21 protein-coding genes and 2 tRNA genes are annotated in these 23495 nt (G+C 50.9%); 7 read left to right on the plus strand and 16 right to left on the minus strand.

Annotated elements, in window-relative coordinates:
• Positions 1–453: 453 nt before the first annotated feature.
• Positions 454–966 (minus strand): hypothetical protein, encoded by a 513-nt coding sequence (locus ACFSW8_RS14795; RefSeq protein ID WP_377087011.1) that lies wholly within the window; start codon positions 964–966, stop codon positions 454–456.
• Positions 967–1166: 200 nt separating this feature from the next.
• On the opposite strand from ACFSW8_RS14795, the gene mqo reads away from it, so the two are divergent.
• Positions 1167–2675: a malate dehydrogenase (quinone) gene (gene mqo, locus ACFSW8_RS14800; RefSeq protein WP_377091384.1), complete on the plus strand. Its 1509-nt coding sequence runs from the start codon at positions 1167–1169 to the stop codon at positions 2673–2675.
• Positions 2676–2808: 133 nt separating this feature from the next.
• Positions 2809–3891, plus strand: coding sequence for a redoxin domain-containing protein (locus ACFSW8_RS14805; RefSeq protein ID WP_377087008.1), 1083 nt, complete (start codon positions 2809–2811; stop codon positions 3889–3891).
• Here ACFSW8_RS14805 and ACFSW8_RS14810 read toward each other — a convergent pair.
• From ACFSW8_RS14810 to ACFSW8_RS14820, 3 genes are read right to left on the minus strand one after another with little or no spacing between them, the layout of a single operon-like run.
• On the minus strand, positions 3859–4329 hold the full coding sequence (locus tag ACFSW8_RS14810; protein WP_377091383.1) for a glycosyl-4,4'-diaponeurosporenoate acyltransferase CrtO family protein: 471 nt from the start codon (positions 4327–4329) through the stop codon (positions 3859–3861). The two genes, ACFSW8_RS14805 and ACFSW8_RS14810, sit on opposite strands and share 33 nt — an antisense overlap.
• Positions 4322–5401 (minus strand): glycosyltransferase family 2 protein, encoded by a 1080-nt coding sequence (locus tag ACFSW8_RS14815; protein ID WP_377087006.1) that lies wholly within the window; start codon positions 5399–5401, stop codon positions 4322–4324. The genes ACFSW8_RS14810 and ACFSW8_RS14815 overlap by 8 nt, the downstream gene beginning before the upstream one ends.
• 3 nt (positions 5402–5404) lie before the next feature.
• Positions 5405–6910 carry a phytoene desaturase family protein gene (locus ACFSW8_RS14820; RefSeq protein ID WP_377178632.1) on the minus strand — a complete coding sequence of 502 codons (1506 nt, stop codon included), beginning with the start codon at positions 6908–6910 and terminating at the stop codon, positions 5405–5407.
• Between the two features lie 103 nt (positions 6911–7013).
• Here ACFSW8_RS14820 and ACFSW8_RS14825 point away from each other — a divergent pair, with 103 nt between their 5' ends.
• On the plus strand, positions 7014–8366 hold the full coding sequence (locus ACFSW8_RS14825) for an aldehyde dehydrogenase family protein (protein ID WP_377087001.1): 1353 nt from the start codon (positions 7014–7016) through the stop codon (positions 8364–8366).
• A 310-nt stretch (positions 8367–8676) separates the two neighbouring features.
• On the opposite strand, the gene ACFSW8_RS14830 is transcribed toward ACFSW8_RS14825, so the two are convergent.
• Both ACFSW8_RS14830 and ACFSW8_RS14835 read right to left on the minus strand, forming a co-directional pair.
• On the minus strand, positions 8677–9048 hold the full coding sequence (locus tag ACFSW8_RS14830) for a hypothetical protein (RefSeq protein WP_377086997.1): 372 nt from the start codon (positions 9046–9048) through the stop codon (positions 8677–8679).
• A gap of 237 nt (positions 9049–9285) precedes the next feature.
• A complete protein-coding gene (locus tag ACFSW8_RS14835; RefSeq protein ID WP_377178678.1) occupies positions 9286–9399 on the minus strand; it encodes a PEP-CTERM sorting domain-containing protein in 114 nt (37 codons plus the stop codon).
• 129 nt (positions 9400–9528) lie between these two features.
• Between ACFSW8_RS14835 and ACFSW8_RS14840 the strand changes: the two genes are divergently transcribed.
• Positions 9529–9616, plus strand: a tRNA-Leu gene (locus tag ACFSW8_RS14840).
• A gap of 391 nt (positions 9617–10007) precedes the next feature.
• On the opposite strand, the gene ACFSW8_RS14845 is transcribed toward ACFSW8_RS14840, so the two are convergent.
• From ACFSW8_RS14845 to ACFSW8_RS14855, 3 genes are all read right to left on the minus strand, one after another.
• Positions 10008–10715 carry a hypothetical protein gene (locus tag ACFSW8_RS14845; RefSeq protein WP_377086992.1) on the minus strand — a complete coding sequence of 236 codons (708 nt, stop codon included), beginning with the start codon at positions 10713–10715 and terminating at the stop codon, positions 10008–10010.
• Between the two features lie 60 nt (positions 10716–10775).
• Positions 10776–11486, minus strand: a complete 711-nt coding sequence (locus ACFSW8_RS14850) for an alpha/beta hydrolase family protein (RefSeq protein WP_377086990.1) — start codon at positions 11484–11486, stop codon at positions 10776–10778.
• A 95-nt stretch (positions 11487–11581) separates the two neighbouring features.
• A complete protein-coding gene (locus ACFSW8_RS14855; protein WP_377086989.1) occupies positions 11582–12514 on the minus strand; it encodes a type I phosphomannose isomerase catalytic subunit in 933 nt (310 codons plus the stop codon).
• 244 nt (positions 12515–12758) lie between these two features.
• Between ACFSW8_RS14855 and ACFSW8_RS14860 the strand changes: the two genes are divergently transcribed.
• Positions 12759–14102 carry a UDP-glucose 6-dehydrogenase gene (locus ACFSW8_RS14860; protein ID WP_377091381.1) on the plus strand — a complete coding sequence of 448 codons (1344 nt, stop codon included), beginning with the start codon at positions 12759–12761 and terminating at the stop codon, positions 14100–14102.
• Positions 14103–14182: 80 nt separating this feature from the next.
• On the opposite strand, the gene ACFSW8_RS14865 is transcribed toward ACFSW8_RS14860, so the two are convergent.
• From ACFSW8_RS14865 to ACFSW8_RS14875, 3 genes are all read right to left on the minus strand, one after another.
• Positions 14183–14542, minus strand: a complete 360-nt coding sequence (locus ACFSW8_RS14865) for a hypothetical protein (RefSeq protein ID WP_377086986.1) — start codon at positions 14540–14542, stop codon at positions 14183–14185.
• A 129-nt stretch (positions 14543–14671) separates the two neighbouring features.
• On the minus strand, positions 14672–14842 hold the full coding sequence (locus tag ACFSW8_RS14870) for a hypothetical protein (RefSeq protein WP_377178634.1): 171 nt from the start codon (positions 14840–14842) through the stop codon (positions 14672–14674).
• A gap of 606 nt (positions 14843–15448) precedes the next feature.
• Positions 15449–15523 (minus strand) — tRNA-Glu (locus ACFSW8_RS14875).
• A gap of 198 nt (positions 15524–15721) precedes the next feature.
• Between ACFSW8_RS14875 and bamA the strand changes: the two genes are divergently transcribed.
• Both bamA and ACFSW8_RS14885 read left to right on the plus strand, forming a co-directional pair.
• Entirely contained in the window at positions 15722–18055 is a 2334-nt protein-coding gene (gene bamA / locus ACFSW8_RS14880; RefSeq protein WP_377178636.1) for an outer membrane protein assembly factor BamA, read from the plus strand.
• 288 nt (positions 18056–18343) lie between these two features.
• Positions 18344–18571 (plus strand): hypothetical protein, encoded by a 228-nt coding sequence (locus tag ACFSW8_RS14885; RefSeq protein ID WP_377178638.1) that lies wholly within the window; start codon positions 18344–18346, stop codon positions 18569–18571.
• A 222-nt stretch (positions 18572–18793) separates the two neighbouring features.
• Here ACFSW8_RS14885 and ACFSW8_RS14890 read toward each other — a convergent pair whose 3' ends face one another.
• The 4 genes from ACFSW8_RS14890 to ACFSW8_RS14905 form a co-directional block, all read right to left on the minus strand.
• A complete protein-coding gene (locus ACFSW8_RS14890; RefSeq protein ID WP_377086970.1) occupies positions 18794–19531 on the minus strand; it encodes a hypothetical protein in 738 nt (245 codons plus the stop codon).
• A gap of 910 nt (positions 19532–20441) precedes the next feature.
• Positions 20442–21263, minus strand: coding sequence for a sialate O-acetylesterase (locus ACFSW8_RS14895; protein WP_377086966.1), 822 nt, complete (start codon positions 21261–21263; stop codon positions 20442–20444).
• A gap of 121 nt (positions 21264–21384) precedes the next feature.
• On the minus strand, positions 21385–22500 hold the full coding sequence (locus ACFSW8_RS14900; protein WP_377086962.1) for a substrate-binding domain-containing protein: 1116 nt from the start codon (positions 22498–22500) through the stop codon (positions 21385–21387).
• A 385-nt stretch (positions 22501–22885) separates the two neighbouring features.
• Positions 22886–23491, minus strand: coding sequence for a flavin reductase family protein (locus ACFSW8_RS14905; protein WP_377086960.1), 606 nt, complete (start codon positions 23489–23491; stop codon positions 22886–22888).
• Positions 23492–23495 lie beyond the last annotated feature (4 nt).

The raw sequence follows: 23495 nt of genomic DNA on the forward strand, positions 1-23495 counted from the left end.
TTGGCCTTATTGTAATCGATTTTTGCAGAATAAAAAGCAGGAGTTTGTGTCAGAGTGGGCGCTTGGGTGTCGACCTGTATGACGGGAGGGTGGTGAGGGTTTTGAAAATTTTTCTGGGTATTGGGTGAGTGGTTGGATGTTAGTTTTTATAAGGGATTGTTGGGTTTAACTGTTAGGTTGTGATGGAGTTATAGATAGGAATATTCGATCAAGTTATGTGTGTGTGGGGACTATAGGCAAGGGCATGGTAATGCCTTTAAAGAAACCCACAAAAACCACACAATGAAAAGAAGACCAAGGGCTTCACTGCTATGTTTAGTAGTGCTAGGAGGCGTGGCATCGGCTGAGACGATTCAATTCGACATAGGCGGGCGCAGCGAGACAGGGGAAGCAGTGATTGCGCTCGAGGGGAGCAAACTGCGAATCATATCAAGAGCATAGCCGGAGTCAGCTTTACCAGCCTTTATTTCTTTCCCCGAGAGATTTACCGAAAACTGAGTCGGCGGCATGGCTGAGTGCTCCCTTGCGGTCGAGAATCTCATCGGCGATGCTGAGGATGAGTCTGTTGGGGTTGGCGATGGGGCGAATTTCTCGCACGCTAAGGGCGGCATCGCGTTCACTCCCTGGGCCATAGAAGTCGCTGATAATGGTCATGGCGGTGGCGGTGGATCGGGAGATGCCGGCCATGCAATGGATGAGGAGTTGGGAGTCCTCGGGGATGGAGCGCACGTATTCGAGGCATCCTAGGACATCTTCGTGAACGGGCGGGACACCATTGTTGGTGACTTCTGTGTCGTCGAAGGTTGCAAAGTGGATATTGGCTTTTGGGAAGCCGACATGCATTTGTTTTTGGAATGATGCGAGGCTAGGGTTTGGGTGCCAGATGGAGATGATGTGGGTGAAGGGAGAGCGGGCGATTTTGGGAAAATCAACGACGCCGCAGATGCTGATACTGGGTAGATACATGCGTGATGGAATACATTGTGAGCTGGGATCGTATTGGCATGTGCCAGGGGGAGAGTGTGTGGTGTTGCAGGCACTATTACGGTTGGGTGAGTGGCTGGCAAATCAAATCTCTGGAGTGAATGAATACGGATGGGTTTGACAACTAGCATCTTGTGTCATACGCGGTGCGCCACCGATTTTCACCTAGGGAGTATCGCATTATGAGCACACAGCAAGCAAGCACTACGGAACTGAATAACAACCCTGATGTTGTCCTGATTGGGGGCGGAATCATGAGCGCGACTTTGGGCGTGATGCTCAAGCAATTAAGGCCAGAGACGACTATTCAGATTATTGAATCATTGCCGAGTGTTGCGTTAGAGAGTTCTCATGCATGGAACAATGCTGGGACTGGGCACGCTGCGCTTTGTGAGCTCAACTACACGCCTCAGCACGCAGATGGCTCTGTGACGATTGATAAGGCGGTGAAGATCAACGAGCAATTCGAGCAATCGAAGCAGTTTTGGGCGTACTTGGTTGAGCAAGGTGTGATTGATGCACCGGAGGACTTTATACGCAAGGTGCCGCACATGAGTTTTGTGCGTGGTGAAGATGGTGTTGATTTTCTATCGAAGCGTTTTCAAGCGATGGCTGAGCACCATTTCTTTGGTGAGATGGAATACTCTGAGGACGTAGCTGAGATTGGCAAGTGGGCTCCATTGTTATCTGAGGGGCGTGGTGAGAATGAGAAAATAGCGGCGACGCGTGTGGATGGAGGAACGGACATTGATTTTGGCTCCCTGACACAGATTTTGATTAACCACTTGGTTTCTCTGGATGGAGTGAGCATAGCGACTGAGACGAGCGTGCGAGACATTGACCGCACCAGCGAAGGTGGTTGGAAGGTGCGTGTGCGCGAAGATGGGGAACTGAGTTCAGAGAAGATTTACGCCAAGTTTGTTTTCATTGGTGCAGGCGGAGGTTCACTGAAGTTGCTCCAGAAGTCAGGTATTCGCGAGGGTAAGGGGTTTGGAGGTTTCCCAGTGAGTGGGCAGTTCTTAGTCTGTCAGGACGAGGAGATCATCGAAAAGCACGCAGCGAAAGTTTATGGTAAAGCAGCTGTAGGGGCACCACCGATGTCAGTGCCACACCTTGATACTCGAGTGATTGACGGCAAGAAGAGTTTGTTGTTTGGGCCCTATGCAGGGTTCTCACCGAAGTTCCTCAAGCGTGGTTCCGTATTTGATTTAGTGGCCTCTGTGAAGCCAGACAACTTGGGGCCGATGTTGGCAGTGGGTCGTGATAACATGACACTGACCGAGTATCTCTACCAAGAATGTGTTAACACGCATAAAGACCGAGTTGAGGTGTTGCGTGAGTTTTTCCCAGACGCTGAGGAAAAGGATTGGACTTTGGTGACTGCAGGTCAACGTGTGCAGATCATTAAGAAAGACCCAGAAGTCGGAGGTAAGTTACAGTTTGGTACAGAAGTTGTGGCTTCTCAGGATGGAACGATTGCAGCATTGTTGGGGGCTTCTCCGGGGGCATCCACTTCTGTGTCCATCATACTTGAGGTGCTTGAGCGATGCTTTGCTGATGAGGTTTCGAGCGCGGCTTGGCAGAAGGGGCTGAAGGAGATGGTAAGTTCTTATGGTGAGGTGCTGGCTGATGACGCTGGGCGTTACCGCAGCGAGCGCGATCGTGCTGACAAGGCTCTTGGCATTGTCTAAACGACGACTTTTATTGAATGGGGGGCATCTGAGCCTCTCATTTTTTTAGGATGTGGGTGCTGAGCTCTTGAGGGGGGGCAGCTAAATTGATTCCCGTGCTTGTCATCGGGCAAACGATTGGTATTTTGCCGCCATGAAGCGACTCACTCTGATTTTTGGTGCCTGGTTAGCTGGCAATGCGATACTCACGGCAGGATCTGCTGCGGGAGCTGAGCGCATTGTGAAAGAGCATCGATTGGCAGAGTTGGAGTGGAAGCAGGAGATGTTAGCGGCGCGTTCCTCTGCACAAAAGTTGGCAGTGTGGGAGAAGCGCCCAGATGCGGAGGCTTATGGTAAGCGCATGGTGGGGGAGATTGGCAACGACCTCAATGATGCTTGGACGATGCCTTACGTGGTGTGGTTACTCAATAACCATCCGGGTCTGAGTGCTCAGGGGGTTGCTCACTTGATTGAATTCACAAAGAAGTCGCATTGGAACTCGCCGCAGTTAGGAGGTTTTTGCTTAGGCTTAACGACAGCGGGTGATTGGGATGTTGAGAATGCCTCGCGTTTGCAGCTGACATCGAAGAAGCTAAAATTCATTGAGTCGGTGGTGGATAGTAATTTGCCGAAACCGATTCGAGGTCAGGCATGTTTGGCCTTGTCGGGGACCTTGGCGAAGATGGGGGACAGCCAGGCCATCAACCGTCGTCGTTTAGATCTTATTCGCAAAGCGATTATCAATGCGGCGGACACTAAAGTGGGTGAAGTGACACTCGCGGACTTGGCGAAAGAGGAAATTTACCGGATGACCAAGCTCTCGAAGGGATCGGTTGCGCCGAATTTGAAGGGGAGCGACAGCAAGATGCTACCTATGCAGTTGAGTGACTATAGGGGGAAGGTCGTGGTGCTCGTTTTTTGGACGAGTTGGGAGCAGCCCGTTGAAGTGCTCGATTATCTCAGAAAGTTGGAGCAAACCTATGCTGGGAAACCCGTTCAGATTGTGGGGGTGAACCGTGACCCATTGACGAATTTGCGACAGATTGAAGCAGGAGGTAAGGCGGTGGGTAAGAACTTCTCAGACCCCAGTGGCAGCTTGTTTCAAACATACCGTGTGACCCAATCACCTGTTTGTTACGTTCTCGATAAGGAAGGTGTGATTCAATACAACGGAGGCTTGGGGAGCTTTGTTGATTTGACCGTCTCAGCGATCTTGTCCTCTAAGGCGCAACAATAAGTTGTTTAAGCGCGCTCTGTTATAGCGTTGGATGATGATGCTTGGGAGGTTAGAGGCGATGGCGTAAACGAGGATGACGAGGTGCCAGGGTGCTGGCGTCCAGAGAGCAAAGGTAGCGATAGCTGGCATCTGAAGCCAGTGGCAGATTTCAGAACGTTGGGTTTCAAAAAGAAATCTTTCAAGGTACTGAGAGGAGTGATGGGATAGGGTGCTTTTTTTGAAGCCTGCGAACCAAGCTCCACCGTCGGGGAGGAGGTGTTTCCATCGGTGGACACGTAGGAAGTGTTTATAGAAGTGTGATTCCCATCGGGCGGTCTTGAGGAAAATCCTTGGCTTTGAAAAGTACTTTAGTGGAAGGCGGGTGCAGAGACAGGAGATAGCCAGGTGGGTGCAAGGGATGCCGATGGCATTGATGAGGATGATGGTTAGGTTAGACATGGCGACCTTTCCAGACACATGGTTTTCCCTGCTTGATGTCGTGGAGCCCATGGAAATACTGCCATTGGTAGTGGAGGATGAGGAGGGGCCAGAGGAAGCGCGTCCACCATGAGAAGCGGCCGACGTCACTGAGGAGAATATGGAACTGGAGTGTGATGAGGAGGTAGAGCAGGGTGAGGGTGGCTAAGCTAGCGGGGGTGGTGCCGAAGAGGCTTATGAGGCATGCGATCCACCAGAGGTTCATGGCTGAGATCCAGACGATAGAGGTTAGGAATTGGGGGGAGCTTGTGGCTTCTTTACCTTCCTTGAGGCCTTTGCGCCAACTTTGAGTGAGCTGATCCAAGCCGAGAGGAAACATGCGCATCTGCAGGACGCCCCGGCCTAGGTAGGAATTGGTATCTAAGCCCATGTCGTGGCAGCGTTTGCTGAGTTGGAGGTTTTCGAGAGTGGCGGCGGCAACTTGGCTGTGGCCTCCAATCAGAGCGTAGCTCTTGCGGTGGATGAGGAGGGCTTGACCAAAAAGGTCTGCCTCATTTTTTCTTAGCAGGCTTGAAGCCATGAGTATGTTGAAAACTCCGGAGAGTTGTTCATAAGGATTCAGGGTATGATGGAAGGGGCAGATGGAATGCACCTTGTTAGGTGCGGTGCAAAGCTGGAGGATGCGGTTGAGCCCGTTTGGTTCAAGCTGGGTGTCTGCGTCTAGAAAAAGTAGCCAATCGCCGTGCGAGATGGCGGCGCCTTGTTGGCAGGCCCAGGGCTTTCCTTTCCAAGCATCGGGGAGTGGAGCGGCTGGATGCACATGGGCTCCAGCTTGGCGGGCGCGTTCTGCCGTCGCGTCGTTAGAGTGGTCGTCGACGACGATGATTTCGAGAGGTGGGTGGGATTGTGCGGTGAGGCTAGTGAGAAGTTTCTGGATGTTGCCTTCCTCGTTGCGGGCTGGAATGATGATTGAGAGTTTCGCGTTGTTTTGACCGGATGGAGGGAGCCAGCGGTAGCCAATTCTCAGCCGCCAGGCGATGCTCCAGCAAACTAAGCTGAGCTGGAGGAGGATGATGGCAGCGAGGGGAGGCATGGCTTATTGGTCCTCGGCGATGATTCTATCTGCAGCTTTTTGGCCGCTAAGAACGACCATTGGCATGCCGCCGCCGGGGTTGACTGAGCCACCGACGAAGTAGAGGTTGTTATACTTGCTGCTCTTCTTAGGGGCTTTGAAGCCTTTATTCTTATTCCAGTCGGTGACGACTCCGTAGACGGATCCCTTGTTAGATCGGTACATGCGTTCGATATCGAAAGGTGTGAGCACGTCGCGTGTGACGATGTGCTTGCGCAGGTCGGTGAGTCCCATGCGCTCTAATTTTATGAGGACGCGTTCTTCGAGTTCGAGGTAGTCGGACTCCGTGAAGGTATGGTCGTCTTGGAGTGGGGGGATATGGGGAAGGATTTTGAGGTTGTCGTGGCCGGGTGGGGCTTTGCTGGGGTCGGTACGGGTGGGGGCGACGAGGTAGATGGTTGGGTCATCGGGCAATCGATGTTTATCGAAGACGGTATGGAAGTGTTTTGATTGGTTTTGAGAATAGAAGAAGTTGTGGTGTGCGAGTTGTGGGTATTCTCGGTCGGTGCCGATATGGATGACGAGGCCTGAGCATGCGGGTTCGAACTTTTTTTCGAGTGTTTGGGTGAAGCTTGGGTCTTCTTTTAGGAGGTCGCGGTAGGCGGGGATGACCTCCATATTACTGACGACCCAGTCTGCTTGAGCGGATGAGCCATCGGCAAAGGCGACTTGGGTGATGGCGTTGTCGTGTGTATGGAGTTGTGCGACTTCATGGTTGAGGTGGAGGGTGATTCCGAGTTCTTTGACGAGTTTCTCGAGCCCTTGGGCGAGTGCGTACATGCCGCCGTCGACGTACCAAAGCCCGTAGTCGAATTGGATGATGGGCATGAGATTCATGTAGCCGGGTGAGGCGAGTGCTGAGGAACCTACGTATTTGATGAAGTACTCAAAGATGGACCTGAGGTAGGGGTCATCGAAATGTTGGGAGATGGCCTCAGACATGGTTCGGTTGTAATCGATTTTCCCGGTGAGTAAGCGGATGTGGTAATGGCGGATCAATTCCCACATGGTATCGATACCTTTATCGAAGTAGCCATCTTCAGTGGCTTGGTATTGTTGGCGTGCGTAGGCGAGGAATTTTTCGAGTTGTTGCCAATGGTGGTCGGCTGAGCCCTGTAATTTATTGAGCTCGTTGCGCATCAGGTCGGGCTCTTGGTAGAGGTCGAGGATGGTATTGTCTTCGAAGAAGTTTCGCCAATGTGGGGTAACTGGTACGAGTTTGACGTAGTCGTCCATCTTGCGGTTGGCACGTTTGAAGAGGGCTTCAAAAATTTGTGGTAGGGTGAAGATCGAGGGGCCGAGGTCGAAGCTGAATCCGTCTTTTTCGAGGTGGTTGAGTTTGCCGCCGACTTGGGCATTCTTCTCATAAATGGTGACTGCATAGCCAGCGGCGCGCAGTGAGATGGCGGCGGAGAGCCCGCCCAAGCCAGCTCCTATGACAATAACGGATTTGTTGCTAGTCGGCATCATCCACCAGTTTAGACGCAAAATGCGATTTGTCCACAAAGCCCTGAGCTGGGTTCTTTTGGCGAACTAGAAATTGAGGAATGTGGAAGCCGTGGTAGGCTAAAGTATGGCAGAAGCTCTATCTGAATTGCTCGAGCGGCAGAAGGCATACTTTGATGCGGGACATACACTGGATGTTAGCCAGCGGCTGATAGCGCTGCAGGCGCTTCGCGATGCGATTTGCCAGCGTGAAGAGGTGTTGATGGAGGCATTTGCGGATGACTTGGGGAAGCCTGAGGTCGAGGCGTATATGGCGGAGCTCGTGTTTACTTTGCAGGAGTTAGATTTCACGAGCAAACGATTGCGGTATTGGTGTCGACCGCAAAGAGTGGGGACACCATGGTATTTTTTGCCAGCACGCAGCTGGGTGGAGCGTCGGCCCTTTGGCAGGGTGTTGTTATTTGGTCCTTGGAATTATCCATTCCAACTCGTGATGGCTCCATTGATATCTGCAGTAGCTGCAGGTAACACTGTGGTGGTTAAGCCGTCTGAGCATACTCCGGCGACTGCTCGGGTGATAGGCGAGATTGTCGAAGCTGTGTTCGATCCTAGCCATGTGAGTGTTTTGCATGGAGGGGGGGAGCTGGCTGAAGATTTGTTAGGTCAGGATTATGAGATGGTTTTCTTTACGGGGAGTACAGGGGTGGGGAGGAAGGTTGCTTTGGCGGCCGCCTCAAAGTTGGTGCCTTCTGTGTTAGAACTTGGTGGGAAGTGCCCTTGTTATGTGGGGCGTGATGCAGATGTAGAAATTGCAGCTGAGAGGATTCTGTTAGGTAAATTCATGAATGCGGGACAGACCTGTGTTGCCCCGGATTATGTGGCTGTGCACAAGGATGTGTCGGCGGCATTCACTGAGGCATTGAGAGGAAAGATGCGGAGTGGGATAGAGGGTTGGGAGGAGATGGCTAAGTTGGTACATATGGCGCATTACGACCGTTTACTAGATCTCTGTGACGGGCAGGAGGTGGAAGTTTATGGCATTGATAGGCCTGCGGAAAACTGGATGGCACCGAGGATCGTGCTGGAGGCGAAGCTTGATTCCGCCTTGATGCGGGAGGAGATTTTTGGGCCAATTTTACCGATAGTTACTTTTGAGGATCTAGGAGAGTTGCCGCGTCAGGAAGGGGCGTTGGCTTGTTATATTTTCTCGAGGGATGCGTCATTTGTTCGTGCGGTGCAGCGGCACACGCCTTCGGGTGGGACATGTATTAATGACATTATGAAGCACATGACCAACTTACGGCTTCCCTTTGGTGGAGTGGGGGCGAGTGGTCACGGGCGCTATCGGGGAAAGTGGGGCTTCGAGGCATTCACTGCGGCTCATGCAGTAACCAAGCGCTATTTCATACCTGACCCTCTAGCGCTCTTTCCTCCATATGAGGGAGCGTATGCTAGGCTCAAGCGGATCTTTAAGCTGTAGAGTAGGTAGTCTCGTGGCGGGTTATAAGAGGTGAAGCGGAGGGTTTATACCATCTCCCGACTCGGAATAGACGAGTGGAGTGTGGTTGAGTCTTGTGAAGTTTGCGCTTCGCGATTTTAGAGTAAATCGGATTATCTTGCAGAATGTCATCGTTGTCATTCAGTTGTGATGTTCAGGAGTGAGTTTGTGGTTGGTTCTGGTTTTGAGTGGAAAAAAATACCCGCCTGATTTGCATCAGGCGGGCTACCTATCCAGCACCTTGAGGGCAGCTGGAGTTCACACACATACATGAAAAAAATGAGAGCGGGCCCTACGCTTGGGCGGGGGGAGCCTCAGGTAGTTCAAGGGGCTCGCTTACAGGTGGAGTTTCTGGCGAAGAGAAATGTTCCTTTGCCTTCTCGCTCGCTTTACGAGCTGCTTCTTTCCCTGCTTGAGCTCCTTTTTCGAGACCATCTTTGAGGCCCTGTGGGAGGAGTTCATGGGCGAAGGTGCCAGCGAAGACTGCTCCGTATGCAAGACCGTAGGCGGCATCGAATGCTCCATTGGCGATGGTTTCTTTGAGCTTAGGGGCGGCTTGTTTGGCACGCTCTTTCGCATCGTGGCTTGCTTGGTCAAAAGCATCAGAAAAGGATTCGAACTGGCGCTTTTCTTCTTCTTGAGGGTTGCTGGTTTCTTCACTCATAATCGTATTGCTTGGTTGGGTGCTTTTCCTTGTTGCTTTAGAGTAAAGCGGAGATTGGCACTCTTGTAGATTACAATGTCTAGCGAGATTTATAAAGGGAAGAATGTTGTGGAATGGATCGTTTTATTCCAAATAGGGAGATAGATCATGATAGCAGACTCGATCAGAAAAGTGGCAGCTAACATTACCTAACAATTTTTGTTTCTTATGGGAGTTAGCCAGCATTGGGGTGGGGGATTAGTTTCTGCGGCGGCGCAGGGTGGCGGTGGTGAGGCCGATGAGGAGGAGGCCTGTGGTGGCAAGTTCGGGGATGGCTGTGACGTCGCTTTTGGGGGATGGGGGAGAAAAAATGACGGATGGGGGTAATTGTCACAGAGTGGCTTGTGGGAGGGAAGGAAGCACAGGGGAAAAAAGATGCAAAGATTTCCTTGCCTCTTTGGGAATTTCCACTAGAACGGCGCCGCACCAAATTATCACCTTGCTCGGGTGGCGGAATTGGTAGACGCGCTAGACTAAGGATCTAGTGGCCATTGCGGCCGTGGGGGTTCGATTCCCCCCTCGAGCACCATTTTTTCTACGAACGCTTTCTGCAAGGAAGCGTTTTTTTGTGTCCTGATCACAACCATTTTGTGGGTAGGTGAATGGACTTTATCCCATCTCTCGACTCGGAATAGACGAATGGAGTGAGGTTCGTTTTGTGAAGTTTGCGCTACGCGATTTTAGAGTAGATCGGGTTTTCTTACAGAATGTCCTCGTTGTCATTCTACAAGCTCATTCTGACCATTCTGTATCGCTCAGTGGTATGAGAGAGATAGAGGCGCAGCAACCGCGCTGCGCCTCTCTAAGGAAAACTAACTCCGATACTTCTATCCGAGGTTAATTTATGGGGCTTTTAGCCTGTGAAGTGGTTGATTACAAATAGAATGGGAGAAACTCACAAGATTGTCACATTGCGGGGCTTAGTTAGCGAATTGCTCTTTGGCACGTGCGTAGCAACGTTTGGTCATGGCGAGGGTTTCTTTGTGCCTGCGGTGTCCTGCGTCAGGGATGGTTTTGATTTCGAGGTACTTGAGTTTACGTTTTTCGACGTTTTTTTGGAAGCGCTTGAAGAAATCGATCCGTGAGTAGGGGGCTTGTGGGTAGGACTTGGCGGTGTCTTTTTCTCCACAGGAGAAGGCGCAGGGGATATCGCGGATGTTGCTGGGGACTTTGAGTTCCCAAGTGCCGCCGGAGTGGGCGGAGCAGCCCGCGACTTTTCGTGGGTTTTTGAAGAGGAATCGATGGGCAAATTGGGAGCCGCCGGAGTGGCCGTAGACGAAGATACGGTCGTGGATTTTGTAGTCTTTTTCGAGTTGTTTGACCATTTTGAGGAGTTTTTTACAGTCCTTGTCGGGGGCTGACTGGTAGCCATTGTGGAAGGATGGGCCGAGGACGATGCAGTCCGCATCTGGCGCTTTTGTCCAGGAGGCGAGTCCTGCAGCGCCTTTGCCTTTGCCGCGGTAGCCGTGGACACCGACGACGACCCAGTAAGTTTTATTGGGGTCTATTTTATCTGGTGTGTAGATCCACGAGGTGAGGCCGTCACTGTCTTTGAAGGATTGCTCTTTAGCCTGAAGTAGTAGGGTGCTGCAAAGAGCCAGCAGCACGGATGCGCATGTTTTGATCATAGGTGTATGATAGATTAGCGCGAGATGGGGGGGGTGGGTCAAGGAGAGAAATGGGGGGGCTTAAGGGGACGGGCTGGAGAAAGTGCGTTTAGCACGTGTGTAGCAGCGCTTGGTCATGGCGAGGGTTTCGGGATCGGGAGCATGTCCAGCGTTGGGGAGGGTAGTGATTTCGAGGGATTTGAGTGGGAGTTTTTTGATATTTTGTTCGAAGTGTTTGAAGAACTCGATGCGTGAGTAGGGGGCTTGTGGGAAGGCTTTTCCGGTGTCACGTTCACCGCAAGAGAAGGCACAGGGGATATTGGTGAGGGTATTGGGGATATTCAGTTCCCATGTGCCAGCCGAGTGAGCGGAGCATCCGGCTATTTTATTGGGGTATTTGAAGAGGAACCGATGGGCGAACTGGGCGCCACCGGAGTGGCCATAGACGAAGATACGCGGGTGTAATTTGTATTTTTTGCCGAGTCTTTCGACGATGGAGAGGAGTTTGTCGCAATCTTTCTTGGGGGCAGCTTGGTAGCCATCGTTGAACGAGGGGCCTACGACGATACAATCTGGTTGGTAGCCTTTGACCCAGGAGGCGAGACCTGCAGCGCCTTTGCCATGGCCACGGTAGCCGTGGACGCCAACGACGACCCAGTAGGTTTTATTGCGCTGGATGCGATCGGGGGTGTAGATCCACGAGGTGAGCCCATCGCGGTCGGTGAAAGATTGTTCACGAGCGAGGAGGGGGAAGTTGATCAGGCAGAAGAAGGCTAATACGGCTTTGAGCATGGCACGAAGAGTTGTTAGGAGCTAGTGAAGTTCGCACTTCAAGACAGGCCATACTAGGCGCGATGTGGGGGCAGACAAAGCATGGAGCGCTGGTATTATTCTACGGGAAGTGTGGTTTGGAGGACTAGGCTCTCGGTTTCGGCTGTGAGAGGTGAGTCTCCGGCTGGGACGAGGAGGAAGCTCCCGGGGCCATAGCTCGTGCCCTCTTGGTCGCAGATGGAGCCACTAACGACGGTGAGAATGGAAAAGCGGTCCGAGTCTGGGTTGGCGATCGTTTCAGCAGTGGTGAGCGAAAACGAATCGACTTTATAGTAGGGGCATACCGCGAGTGTGTTGCCCTGTGGGGTGTCCATGGTCGGCTCAAAGTCCTGGAAGTCGATGCATTGAAGGGATTCCTCGATATGAAGTTCACGCGGTTTGCCGTCGAGCCCTAGGCGGTTCCAGTCGAAGACTCGGTAGGTGGTATCGGAATTTTGTTGGATTTCGTAGATGACGAGGCCGGCACCGATAGCGTGGAGTCTTCCTGAGGGGATGTGGATGGACTGACCGGTTTTTGGGGAGATGGCGTGGACGAGTTCTTCTGGGGAGCTTTGTTTGAGTGCCTGTTCGAAGGCTTCTTTTGTAGTGCCCTGTTTGAGTCCGACGTAGATTTTGGCATCGGGTTCGGCGTGAGCGATATACCACATTTCGGTTTTGGGTTCGCCATTGAGTGAGGCGGCGAGGTGTTGTGGCGGGTGGACCTGGATGGAGAGGTCGGTTTGTGCGTCGAGAATTTTGATGAGGAGGGGGAAGCGTTCGGACTGGTAGGGGCCGAAGAGTTTAGCGCGTTGGTTTTGCCAGAGGGAGTGGAGGCTTTCGCCTTGATAAGGGCCAGAGGTGACGATGGATTGCGCTTCTGGGCGATCTGAAATTTCCCAAGATTCCCCGTAGGGGTCTGAGGTCGGGAGGGGGCGTTGGTAGATGGATTCGAGTTTACGGCCGCCCCAGACGCGTGTTTGGTAGATCGGTTGGAATGAAAGAACTGGCATGGAGTGATTGTTTTTGCAGATGAGTGTTATGGGCAATGGGGGGGCTTGGCGAGACTAGATTATTGGCATATTTTGGAGCCAGGGCGTTGTGGGGATGTTGGGGCGGAATAGTCACTTCTATGGGGGAAGAATTTTTGATCTAGAGTGGACATGTTTGAGTTGGCTGTTATACCGACGCAACTTTTTGAGATGGCGGTTACAGTGGATACGCCATGACCAAAATCACTACCCCGAAGAAAAGCCTATGAAGATTTGTTGTATTGGTGCTGGCTATGTTGGAGGTCCAACGATGGCAATGATTGCGCAGAAATGTCCGGACATTGAAGTAGCAGTGGTGGATTTGAACGAAGCTCGTATTGCGGCTTGGAACTCTGATGCACTACCGGTCTATGAGCCAGGGTTGCAGGAGCTAGTGGAGCAACGCCGAGACAAGAACTTGTTTTTCTCAACGGAAGTTAAGAAGCATATCAAGGCGGCGGATGTGATTTTCATATCGGTAGGCACACCAACGAAGAGCTATGGTATTGGGGCTGGGCAGGCAGCTGAGCTCGGCTACGTGGAAGGTTGTGCGCGCATGATCGCTGAAGTGTGTGAAGGGCCGAAGATTGTGATTGAGAAGTCAACGGTTCCAGTGCGCACTGCTGAGTTGATCAAGAGCGTGTTTGAGGGTTATGAGAAAGGACATCTCTTTGAGATACTTTCAAATCCTGAATTTTTGGCGGAGGGTACCGCGGTATCTGATTTGGAGAACCCAGACCGCGTTTTGATTGGTGGGGACAGCACGGAGACTGGGCAAAAGGCGGTGCAGACCGTGGTGGATATTTATAACCGCTGGGTGCCCCGCGAGAACATCATCACTACGAATGTTTGGTCATCGGAGCTTTCCAAGTTAGTGGCTAATGCTTTCTTGGCGCAGCGCGTGTCATCGATCAACGCGATTTCTGCAGTGTGTGAGGCCTCAGGCGCTGATGTAGACGAAGTTGCTAATGCGATCGGTAAGGACAGCCGGATTGGGCCAAAGTTCCTCAAATCTTCCGTTGGCTTTGGTGGATCGTGTTTCCAGAAGGACATCTTAAATTTGGTTTATTTGTGTGAGCACTTTGGTTTACGCGATGTGGCTGAGTATTGGCGTCAGGTGATTAAGATCAATGATTACCAGCGCAAGCGCTTCACCCAGAAGGTAATTCACAGTCTCTACAATACACTTCAAGGGAAGCGCGTAGCAGTGCTAGGTTTCGCCTTTAAGAAGGACACCAATGACACACGTGAGTCTGCAGCGATTTATATTTGCCGCGACTTGCTAGAAGAGGGAGCTGACATTGTTGTCTACGACCCGCAGGTTCCGGCCGAGGAGATCAAAGCACTTACGAGTGACAAAGTGCAGATCGCAAGTTCAGCTGAGGAAGCCTGTGATGGTGCGCATGCTGCTTTAGTTCTCACCGAATGGGATGCTTTCAAGGAACTCGATTACTCAGCGATTTATCAAAGTATGGTAAAGCCAGCGCACATTTTTGACGGGCGCAACATTTTAGACCTCGATGCGCTTGAGACGATTGGTTTCAAAGCATACGGGATCGGAAAGGCCTAAGGGTACTTTGTTTTATTATTAATCAGCCCTCAATGCGTTAGATCGCGCTGGGGGCTGTTGTTATTCTGAGGAGAATGGTATTAGTTGACGAGTTCGCGGATCATTTGTTGGCTTTGTTTTGAGAGTTTGTCCATGGGGTAGCGTACTTGTTTCCCTTTGATCAGGAAGTCGACGTGTGAATGGGTGGCGTGAATGATGGCAGCGTTGAGAGTTTTGCCTTGGGCATTCGTCCAATTGCGGGCTTCGCAGAGGAGTTTTGGTTTTGCTTCTGAGGATTCAGGTGTTGGTGATTGTTCGGCAGAATTCTCTGGCGTGAGGGGGAGTTCGATGGAGCGTGCAGCTTTTCGAGCATCGTTTTTAAGAGTCTCGTATGAGAATGCGTCGATGCCTTTGCTGCCGTCTGGGGAAAGGACGAAGACGACTGGGAGTTTTTTGGCCACTTTTGCTTTGAGTTGTTTGATGCCGGTCGGGAGGTCTTTTTGTTTGGTTTTTTTACCGTCTATGAAGACGAGGACACCGACGGACTTGAATGCTTTGAGAGCTGCCGAACTGGCAGCATCACAGTTTGGTCATTGGGAGTTTTCTACCGATTTTAGAATGACCAGTGCTCGCTGAGTGCGTAGGGCTTCGGCTTTGGCTTCTTCAAGGGAATCGATGGTGTGGGTGGAGCTAGGTACTCGGAAACCAGCCATGAGGAAGTGGCTAAGACAAATGAGGATGCAGGTGATTTTTGTTGTCATTGGATGTAAAGAGGAGAGGACGCAAGGGGGGGATGCTGACTTAGAATTGAGAAAAAGTAAGAGGGGGCTTCATCCCGTAGGGATTATTGTCGCTCTGCTTCTGATCTGCAGCTTGCAAAATGCTCCTCGGCATTTTGGTCTGGGTTGCGTGATGCACGCTGGGCAGTCGAACTGCGTTCTCATCCCGCGTGATGCTTAAAAACCAAAAAGCTCACTGAGGTCAGTGAGCTTTTTGGATTGAATAAATGGCATCCCGTAGGGGATTATTGTCGCTCTGCTTCTGATCTGCAGCTTGCAAAATGCTGCTCGGCATTTTGGTCTGGGTTGCGTGATGCACGCTGGGCAGTCGAACTGCGTTCTCATCCCGCGTGATGCTTAAAAACCAAAAAGCTCACTGAGGTCAGTGAGCTTTTTAGATTGAATAAATGGCATCCCGTAGGGGATTATTGTCGCTCTGCTCCTGATCTGCAGCTTGCAAAATGCTCCTCGGCATTTTGATCTGGGTTGCGTGATGCACGCTGGGCAGTCGAACTGCGTTCTCATCCCGCGTGATGCCTAAAAACCAAAAAGCCCACTGAGGTCAGTGAGCTTTTTAGATTGAATAAATGGCATCCCGTAGGGGATTCGAACCCCTATTGCCGCCGTGAAAGGGCGGAGTCCTAACCATTAGACGAACGGGACGCATAATGGTTGCGCTGAGCGCGGGCGCAAAGAATCATGCTTGGCGGTTTTAGGCAAGATGATTTTTGGAAAAATCGTAAAATTCTGGAGGCGTGTCGGAAATGTTGGGTGGCAAGTCATTGATTCGCCTTGACCTTGAGGTGGTGAGCGGTTGTTATTCCGCCTTCGCGGATATTAGCTCGCTCTACTTAACAAACCATGCAACACCTGATGAAAAAATTGACTGCTCCGAAGCGCTTGCGCACTGGGCTTACGAGTGTGTTTGCTCTGATGCTAGGCTGCACGATGGCCATGGCTCAGGACTTCACTGACAAGAAGATCAACTCTGTACAGGTTCGCTATAAAGGAGCCAAGACAGTGGATGAGGCACGTATTCGCAACTTGATGTCGGTGAAATCCGGGCAGAAGTTTAGTGCTGAGAAACTGGATGATGACATTCGCTCATTAGTTGAGAGTGGATTGGTGGACGACGTGAAGATGTCGGGTGAGGAATCTGGGGCGGGGATGAACTTGATTGTTGAGGTGGTCACGCGTCCGGCGTTGGCAGGTGTAGGATTTGCGGGGAATGTGAATTTCACTGACAAGAAGTTAGCGAAGGAGACGAAGCTGAAGCCTGGTGTATCTATCAGCGATGCGATCATCTTTGATGCGCGTCAGAATTTGGAGAAGTACTACCAGGGTTATGGTTATCCGGATGTGATTGTGAGTCATCGGATTCAGCCAACGAACCGCAAGGGGTACTCCGACTTGATCTTTACGATTGAAGAGGGGGCGCAGACTGAGGTGCGCCACATTAAGTTTAGAGGGAACAATGCCTTCAAGTCTCGTGTGTTGAAGGCTGAGATGGAGACCAAGGAGAAGGGGATTCTTTCATTTCTCACGAAGTCAGGTCGCATCGACGTGACGAACTTGGAGGAGGACGAAGAGCGTGTTTTAGATTACTACCGCAACCGTGGCTACCTACGCGTTTCCAGCACAGGGTTCCGCCGTGAGGCAGACACGAAGGGGAGAGTCAACTTGGTGATGGATATCAATGAGGGCATTAAGTACAGCGTGGGTCAGATTGCGTTTGCTGGGCCGATGAAGGTATTCAGCTCTGAGGAGCTCACGCCGGTGCTGACATTGACTGCGGGTGATGGATTTTCCTCTGAGAAGATGCGCAAAGACATCCGCACGATTCGTAGTTACTATGGATCTCGTGGGTATGCGGATGCGACTGTAGATCCAGACATTCGTGATGCGGGTCCTGGAGTGATCAACATCACATATCGCATCACTGAGGGGCGTCCCTACAAGGTGGGTCGTGTGACTATTGAGGGTAACAACAAGACCAAGGACAATGTGATTCGCCGTGAGGTGCCATTGAAGCCAGGTGACAATTTCAACTCGGTAGATGTGGAGACCACCCGTCAGCGTCTCCAGGGCCTCAACTACTTCTCTAACGTTGTAGCAGAAGGTTCACCATCAGCTCAAGACGGCTACCGCGACATCAACATCATTGTGGATGAAAAGAACACCGGGCAGTTAAGTTTCGGTCTCGGGTTTAGTTCGATCGACAGCATTGTGGGTTACATCAACGTGGAGGAAACCAACTTTGATATCACTAACCCATGGAACTTCCGTGGGGGTGGTCAGCGCTTTGGTTTGAACTTACGTTTGGGTGCTGAGACCCAGGATTTCCGACTCTCACTTACGGAGCCCTGGTTCCTTGGTCAGCGACTTTCATTGGGAACTGAGTTGTTCTACCGTGGCGCTCAGAACTTGAGTGATTACTACGAGCAGCGCAATGTGGGTGGTGCGATCTTCCTGCGTAAGCCGCTGGGGAATCGCTCCTACGTGAACCTTGATTTGCGTTACGAGAAGATCCGCGTGGATGTTGAGAACAACGTTCCACCGAATTCACTTTTCCAAGAAGTGGGTGGGCGTTTCACACGACCAGCATTGAGCCTCAGTTATGTTTACGATAGCCGTAATGCGCTGCAGACGCCGCGTAGAGGGCATAAGATTGATACGGGTATCACAGGTATTCTCGAATCCCTTGGTGGTAACTCAGATTCATTCATCTTCAACCTCAGTGGGGCGAAGTACTGGAACCTCTGGTACGATTCGATCTTAGAGTTTGGCGGGTCCGTGAACATGGTTGAGACCACGAGTGGGCCAACACCTATTTACGATCGTCAGTTCTTAGGTGGGGCAAGAAACCTTCGTGGTTTCGAGTACCGCGACGTTGGTCCTCGTGACCCAGCGACGGGTGGTGTGATTGGTGGTAATTCGGCGGCATACGCGACTGTTGAGCTTTCCGTGCCACTAGTATCATCAGTGCGCGGAGCGGTGTTCTACGATGCCGGTGTGGTGAATTTGGATAGCTGGGATTTAGGGCTTAGCAACTACCACTCTGATGCAGGTGTTGGTTTGCGCATGAACTTGCCATTTGGACCAATTGCCTTGGATTACGGTATTCCCTTGCGCGCTCCGGATCCAGTTGCCGACAAGGGCGGGCAGTTCAACTTCTACATCGATTACGAATTTTAAAATTGGACTAAAGTTTGAGCCGCTTGGTTCTAGTTTGATTTGATCTAAAATAGCTTCAATCCCTTGAATTATAGGGTTTGAAGCTTTTTTTCTTTGGGAGGATAGTCCATAGTAGTTCGGTGAGATGTGGATTAATTTGATGTTTTTTCCAATTGGGCTGAGGAAAAGGTGTTTAGACTAGATTAGGGCCTGTGCGTAAACTTCCTGTATGGGGGCAAAAAAGGAACAAGTGTCATTCACGGAGCTTCCCGTCGTTATTGTCCGATGTGGCAGAGTAAGCAGTGGTCTGTGAGACTGGAGACAGATGATCTCAAGAAGGCAAAGAACAGAATCAACAATCTGAATGAGATTCTGGAGACTCGTGACCGGGATGAAGCTTTGGCTAAGGCCTTGGGCAAACCAATTAAGAAGCGTGGGACTAAAACGACGATAGAGGAGTTCATTAGCTTGTATGAGGAATTCAACTTTCCGAATAAGAACGCAGATCCAGTGCAGTCTAGCACTGCTGAGAATTAGAATTGAACCAAGAACCTTTTTGAGACTCGATTAAGAGACATATCGAAAAATTGAGAGTCTTGCCTCTCTGTCTAGTATTTTGGATAATATTTGTATTTCCACCCTTATATTTGACTGAGCGGGACAATGAAAGGGGGGAAGAGTCGACTGGTTGAAGGCCCTTCAGTAGAGTGACTCAGACCAGGTGTGGTTTTGATAGAGCACTGAAGAAAGAATAGTGCCTCAGTCTTTCTTTTTCTTGATGTAGATAATGACGCCGCTGATGGAGGGTAAGGCTATCAAGATGAACAGGGGTAATGTATAGCTATTTCTTTGGGGCTCATCTTCAACTTTATCAGGAGTTTCCAGGTCATCTGATTTTTCGTTATTTAAGTTGTAGAAATTGTTTTCAGAGCGATATGTCGGATCACCTATTTCCTTACGAATAATTCGATCCTGTTTTTCCAAGCGCATTGGATCTTCAGGCTTACTTTGTGTAGAGATCAGTCTCTCAGCGGCTAATTTGACATACTTGTTAGGACTGTTTTTATGTTCCTCTGCAAATTTTCTAACATCTGGGTGGCGGAAGTGCCTATAGTAGCGCAAAAAATCTTCAGTTAAAACAAGCTCCCGCCCAGTATCTCGATCAATAGTGGAAGCGATCACCTGCTTAAGTACTGCATCGCGATTATAATCAATCGAGCGCGCTTCGAAAGCTTCCATCCTACCAGCAATGAGTGCTAACAAACGACTTTCAGGCCATCGCTCTAGACTTTTATCATTCACATACATGTCTACGAAAAACTTGAACTCCTTCGGCGTGAGTGAGCGTTTATACTCAATGATTTCAGGAGTTGAAGAATGCGCCCCCAAAACCAACATGACTTGGTCTTTAGACAATTTTTCATGAGCCTTTGAGTCGCTGATGCACAGCTGTATCGCAGCAAGTAAAGCATATTTATTGAGTGATCTTTTCGACATGTTCATGGCTATAGAATTTCTTCTCTTGTTCTGCGGTTAGACGTTTCCTAGCCCTCTGCTTGTCTGCGTCCAGATTAACCGCCATACCCAGTAAATTTGTATGGTCATTTACATGTCCTAAGTGGTCCAGTAATACATGACAGATCTCATGGGCTAAGATATATTTTGTAGCTCTCTCTGTAATTCGGGTTGTGTTGTGATACCGTTTATTAATGTCTAATGTCTGGTTGCTGGGGAAGTAGGCCAAACCAACAGTTTCCTCCTTAGGGCTTTTTCATTTCGAATGGTTCCTCCTAGTTGAGTCACATGGCTCATGTCGTTTTTAGCTTTGTCTGCAGGAATATCCTGAATCGCTCCTTCAAGGTTCTGAGTGTGTTAATCATCAACGGAACCAGCTACTAAAAAATTAGGACCCGATATGTGCCACTTGTCATTTGAGTCGTATTTTAGCTGCAATTACATTTGCAGGGTCTTTATATTTTTCTGTCTGGTGATCGGTTCGAGAGGTTACAGCGATCTCCTGATCTGGATTAAAACCTCTTGCTCACACGTAAAATCAGTCAACATCTTCAGAAAAGTGAACATTGGTCAAAAACTTGATATGTTTTCCTCCATCGAATTTAACCACCCTTAGTTGACTAGCGATTTGTAGTTCGCCGTTAGTATCGATAGTAAAAAACTCTATGGGTATCGCTTTGTCCTTCACCTCTTTCTGAACCTTTGTATTTTAGGACTTAGACCCCTTCGAATCGGTAGTAACTATTCGATAGCAAAAGACCCTGCTGAGCGTGATGCTAGCGGGGTCTTTTTATTGGGGGGGAAACTCGGTACAGAGGTCCGGGTTGGCGCAGAAGTCTGTGGTGCGCGGTCGAACTCAGAGTGTGGAGTTTACCCTTGGTGTTATGGTGGCTTACTTTTTGGAGTAGGCTTGGAAGTAGCGGTGGCCGATTTCGAGTTTGGCGGCTTTATCGAAGTGGAGTCGATCGTAGAGTTGTTTTTGCAGGTCGAGGTTTGAGAAGTACTGGATATCTGAGCGGCTTTCGGCGAGCTGTTTTTGTTGTTCTCTGACGGTGTCGTGTTTTTTACCAACTGGGGCGATACCGCCGATGATAGCTTGCATGTTAGTGGCTTCTGGGAGGTCTTTGCGGAGGTTTGCGAGCAACTCGGAGAAGCGTTGGCCTGCGATCTGCGCTTCTTTGTTATTATCACTTTCTCCTTGGAGGTAGAGGAGTGTGGTGAAGGTGAAGGTGTGGCCAGATTGTTTGAGGGCTTCGGTGGCGGTATTGGTGGTTTTGAGGATGTGTTGGTACATCTGTTGACCTTTGACCCAATGGCCGTTGCCGCCACCGCCTCGGCTGGCTTTGATGATCAGGAAGTCCCGTTTTCCTGAGGCGTAGAGTTTGCGGCCGAAGTTGATTTCAGGCCCCCAGAAGGTGGTATTCCGTCCTTGGCCTTGTTGTTGTTGGAGGGTGGTAATTTTACCAGCGGAGTCTCCGATGATGGCAGCGGGGCCGTCAGCTGCTGCGGTCGAGCGATTACTCCAGAAGAAGGCTATGTGTTTATCGCTCGGGTCGAGGGGTGGTTTGCTCGGGTCGGTGTCTTTTTTATTAGCGGTGGTGCCGAGTGAGTTCGACTGACCAGTGAGCAAGATGATTTCGATATGCTTTGCGGTTGCTGAGCTGAGTGTGAGTGCTGCGGCGATGCCGAGGGAGCTGATACGTTTGTTGTCCATGCGCTTGAGTTGGGAAATAAAAATGGGCTGTTAGGATAAAGTAACAGCCCATGGCATACCATAGGAATGATTTGGTACCAACCTTAAGCCACCTGGTCGGTAATGGAGACCACCGAGTGGGTTAGGCGGGTTGTTTCTCTGCTGAGGTGGAGTTGGTGAGGAGGGTTTCGCCGTCGACAAATTCGGGGACGAGGTTGATGGGCGAGGTTGAGCAGGTTTGGTGGCGCAGCAAGTCGAGGAGACGTGGGGTCATTTCGATGATGGCACGTTCTTCATTGATCACATAGTGTGCGATGCTCGGAGTGAAGTAGTCGAGCAATGGTTGCCAGCGCAGGGTAAGGATACTGACTTCATCGGGGATGGAGATGCCGCGTTTTTGGAACCAGCTCATGGCGTAGAGGGCGAGGTGGGGGAGGCTGCAGATGATGGCGCTGGGGCGTTTCTCTGGGTTTTTCCACATTCTCTCAAGAGCTTCATCGATGAGGTAGGGATCTTTGGGGCAGGAGGCAACGGTGGCTTGGAAGTGGCCAGGCGCTTGTTCGAGCAAGATGCGTTCGATATTGATTTCGCCGACGAGTGGAGATTCTTCACGGATGAGGCCGATAGTTTGGTGGCCTTGGCGTTGGAGCATAGCGAGGGCGTGGCGCATGGAAGCGAGGGAGTCGATTTCGACACTGGGGAGGTTCACGCCATTGCCTGGGCTGCCGATGATGCAGCATGGTTGTTGGGTTTGCTGGAACCAGAGTTGGACGTTCTCGGGCATCCAGTGGAGGACGTAGGCTTCAGCATCGTGTTCGCTGAGCCAATCTTCCATGTGTTGTTGTGGGTTGGCGATGATGCGTTCAGGGACGCGGATGATATCGACGATACAGCGTTGTCCTGCGAGTTGGTTTTGCAGGAGGGCGATGAGCCTAAGGCTGGTGCTGGGGAGTTCGGAAAGTGGGAGGCGGGTGAGCCAGATGACTTTTTGGTTACTAGCTTGTTTCAGTTCATCTGGGTGGAGCGTTTCACCGGAATAGGTGATGCGTCTGCGGCGGCCTGGGCGACCGGGTTCGATGAGGCCTTCTTCTTCGACTTTTTCAAGGGCACGTCGCAGGGTGCTACGGCTGATTTTGAGTTGGTCGCAGAGGCGGCGTTCTGAGGGCAGCATGCCGGTCCAGTCGCCGGTGGTGATGGCGATACGGATGCTCGTGACTGTTTGGCCAAGTAGAGATTGGCGCTGAGGAATGATTGGCATGGGTGAAAAAGAGTTGGATAAGGTTCTGTTTCATCTCCATCCATACAGAGTATTTTTCTAGTTGGGCTGCATGGCTTGAGTGTCTTTTTTGCTCAAAAAGTGAATCAGAATTTCATAATGTGCATAGGTTGCAAAGTGGCAATAGAATGTATCAAAATAGCACCAATTGCTAAAAAACAGCAATGAAAAGTCGGGGGTGGGCGCAAAAAGTGCGACAAATGGGGCTTTGAGGGGGGAGGTGCCCTTTCTCCCTACACAATTGGAGAAAGGGCTGGGTGAAAATCAATACACTATAATTTCCAGTTCCTAAGGTAGGTTTTTTTTCTCAAAATGAAATAGGAGAGTAATGGTCGCAGGAAACGACCACTTTAAGGAAATGTGGTGGCTATGGGCGGATGAGTTCGAAGAGGGCATCGGTGGTGCAGTACCAATTCGGGGAGGCCATACGGCCGATGGGGGCGTAGGCGTGGGTATTGAGTTTGGCGGTGGTGGGGTCCATGAGGCCCTCTCGGACATGGACGCGCTGAACGATACCGAGGACGAGCCGGTTGGCGCCAATTTCGATGCAGCTATGTTCGGAGCATTCGAGGGCGACAGGGGCTTCAGTGATGCGGGGGACATCGATGGTTTCGGAGGGGGTGAGGGTAAGTTTATTGAGGTCGACTTCGCTGACTCCGTAGGGGTGGGGTGCGGCGCTATCGTTCATGGCGTGCATGACTGAGGCATCTACGGTGTGGATGACGAATTGGCGATGGCGTCGGATATTGCGTGCTGTGTCTTTTGGGACACCGGGCTCACGGTTTCCTGGTGCGAAGACGACGAGTGGTGGGCGCGAGCCAAAGCAGTTAAAGAAGGAGAAGGGTGCGGCATTGGTGCTGCCATCCTCGTTGAGGGTGGTGACCCAGGCGATGGGACGAGGGGTAATGAGGCTGGAGAGGATTTGGTAGGCTTTGTCTTGGTGTTGGCCTTGCAGGTCAAATGTCGTGCTCATGGCT

This window comes from Rubritalea tangerina, assembly GCF_042683245.1.
Taxonomy (GTDB): Bacteria; Verrucomicrobiota; Verrucomicrobiia; order Verrucomicrobiales; family Akkermansiaceae; genus Rubritalea; species Rubritalea tangerina.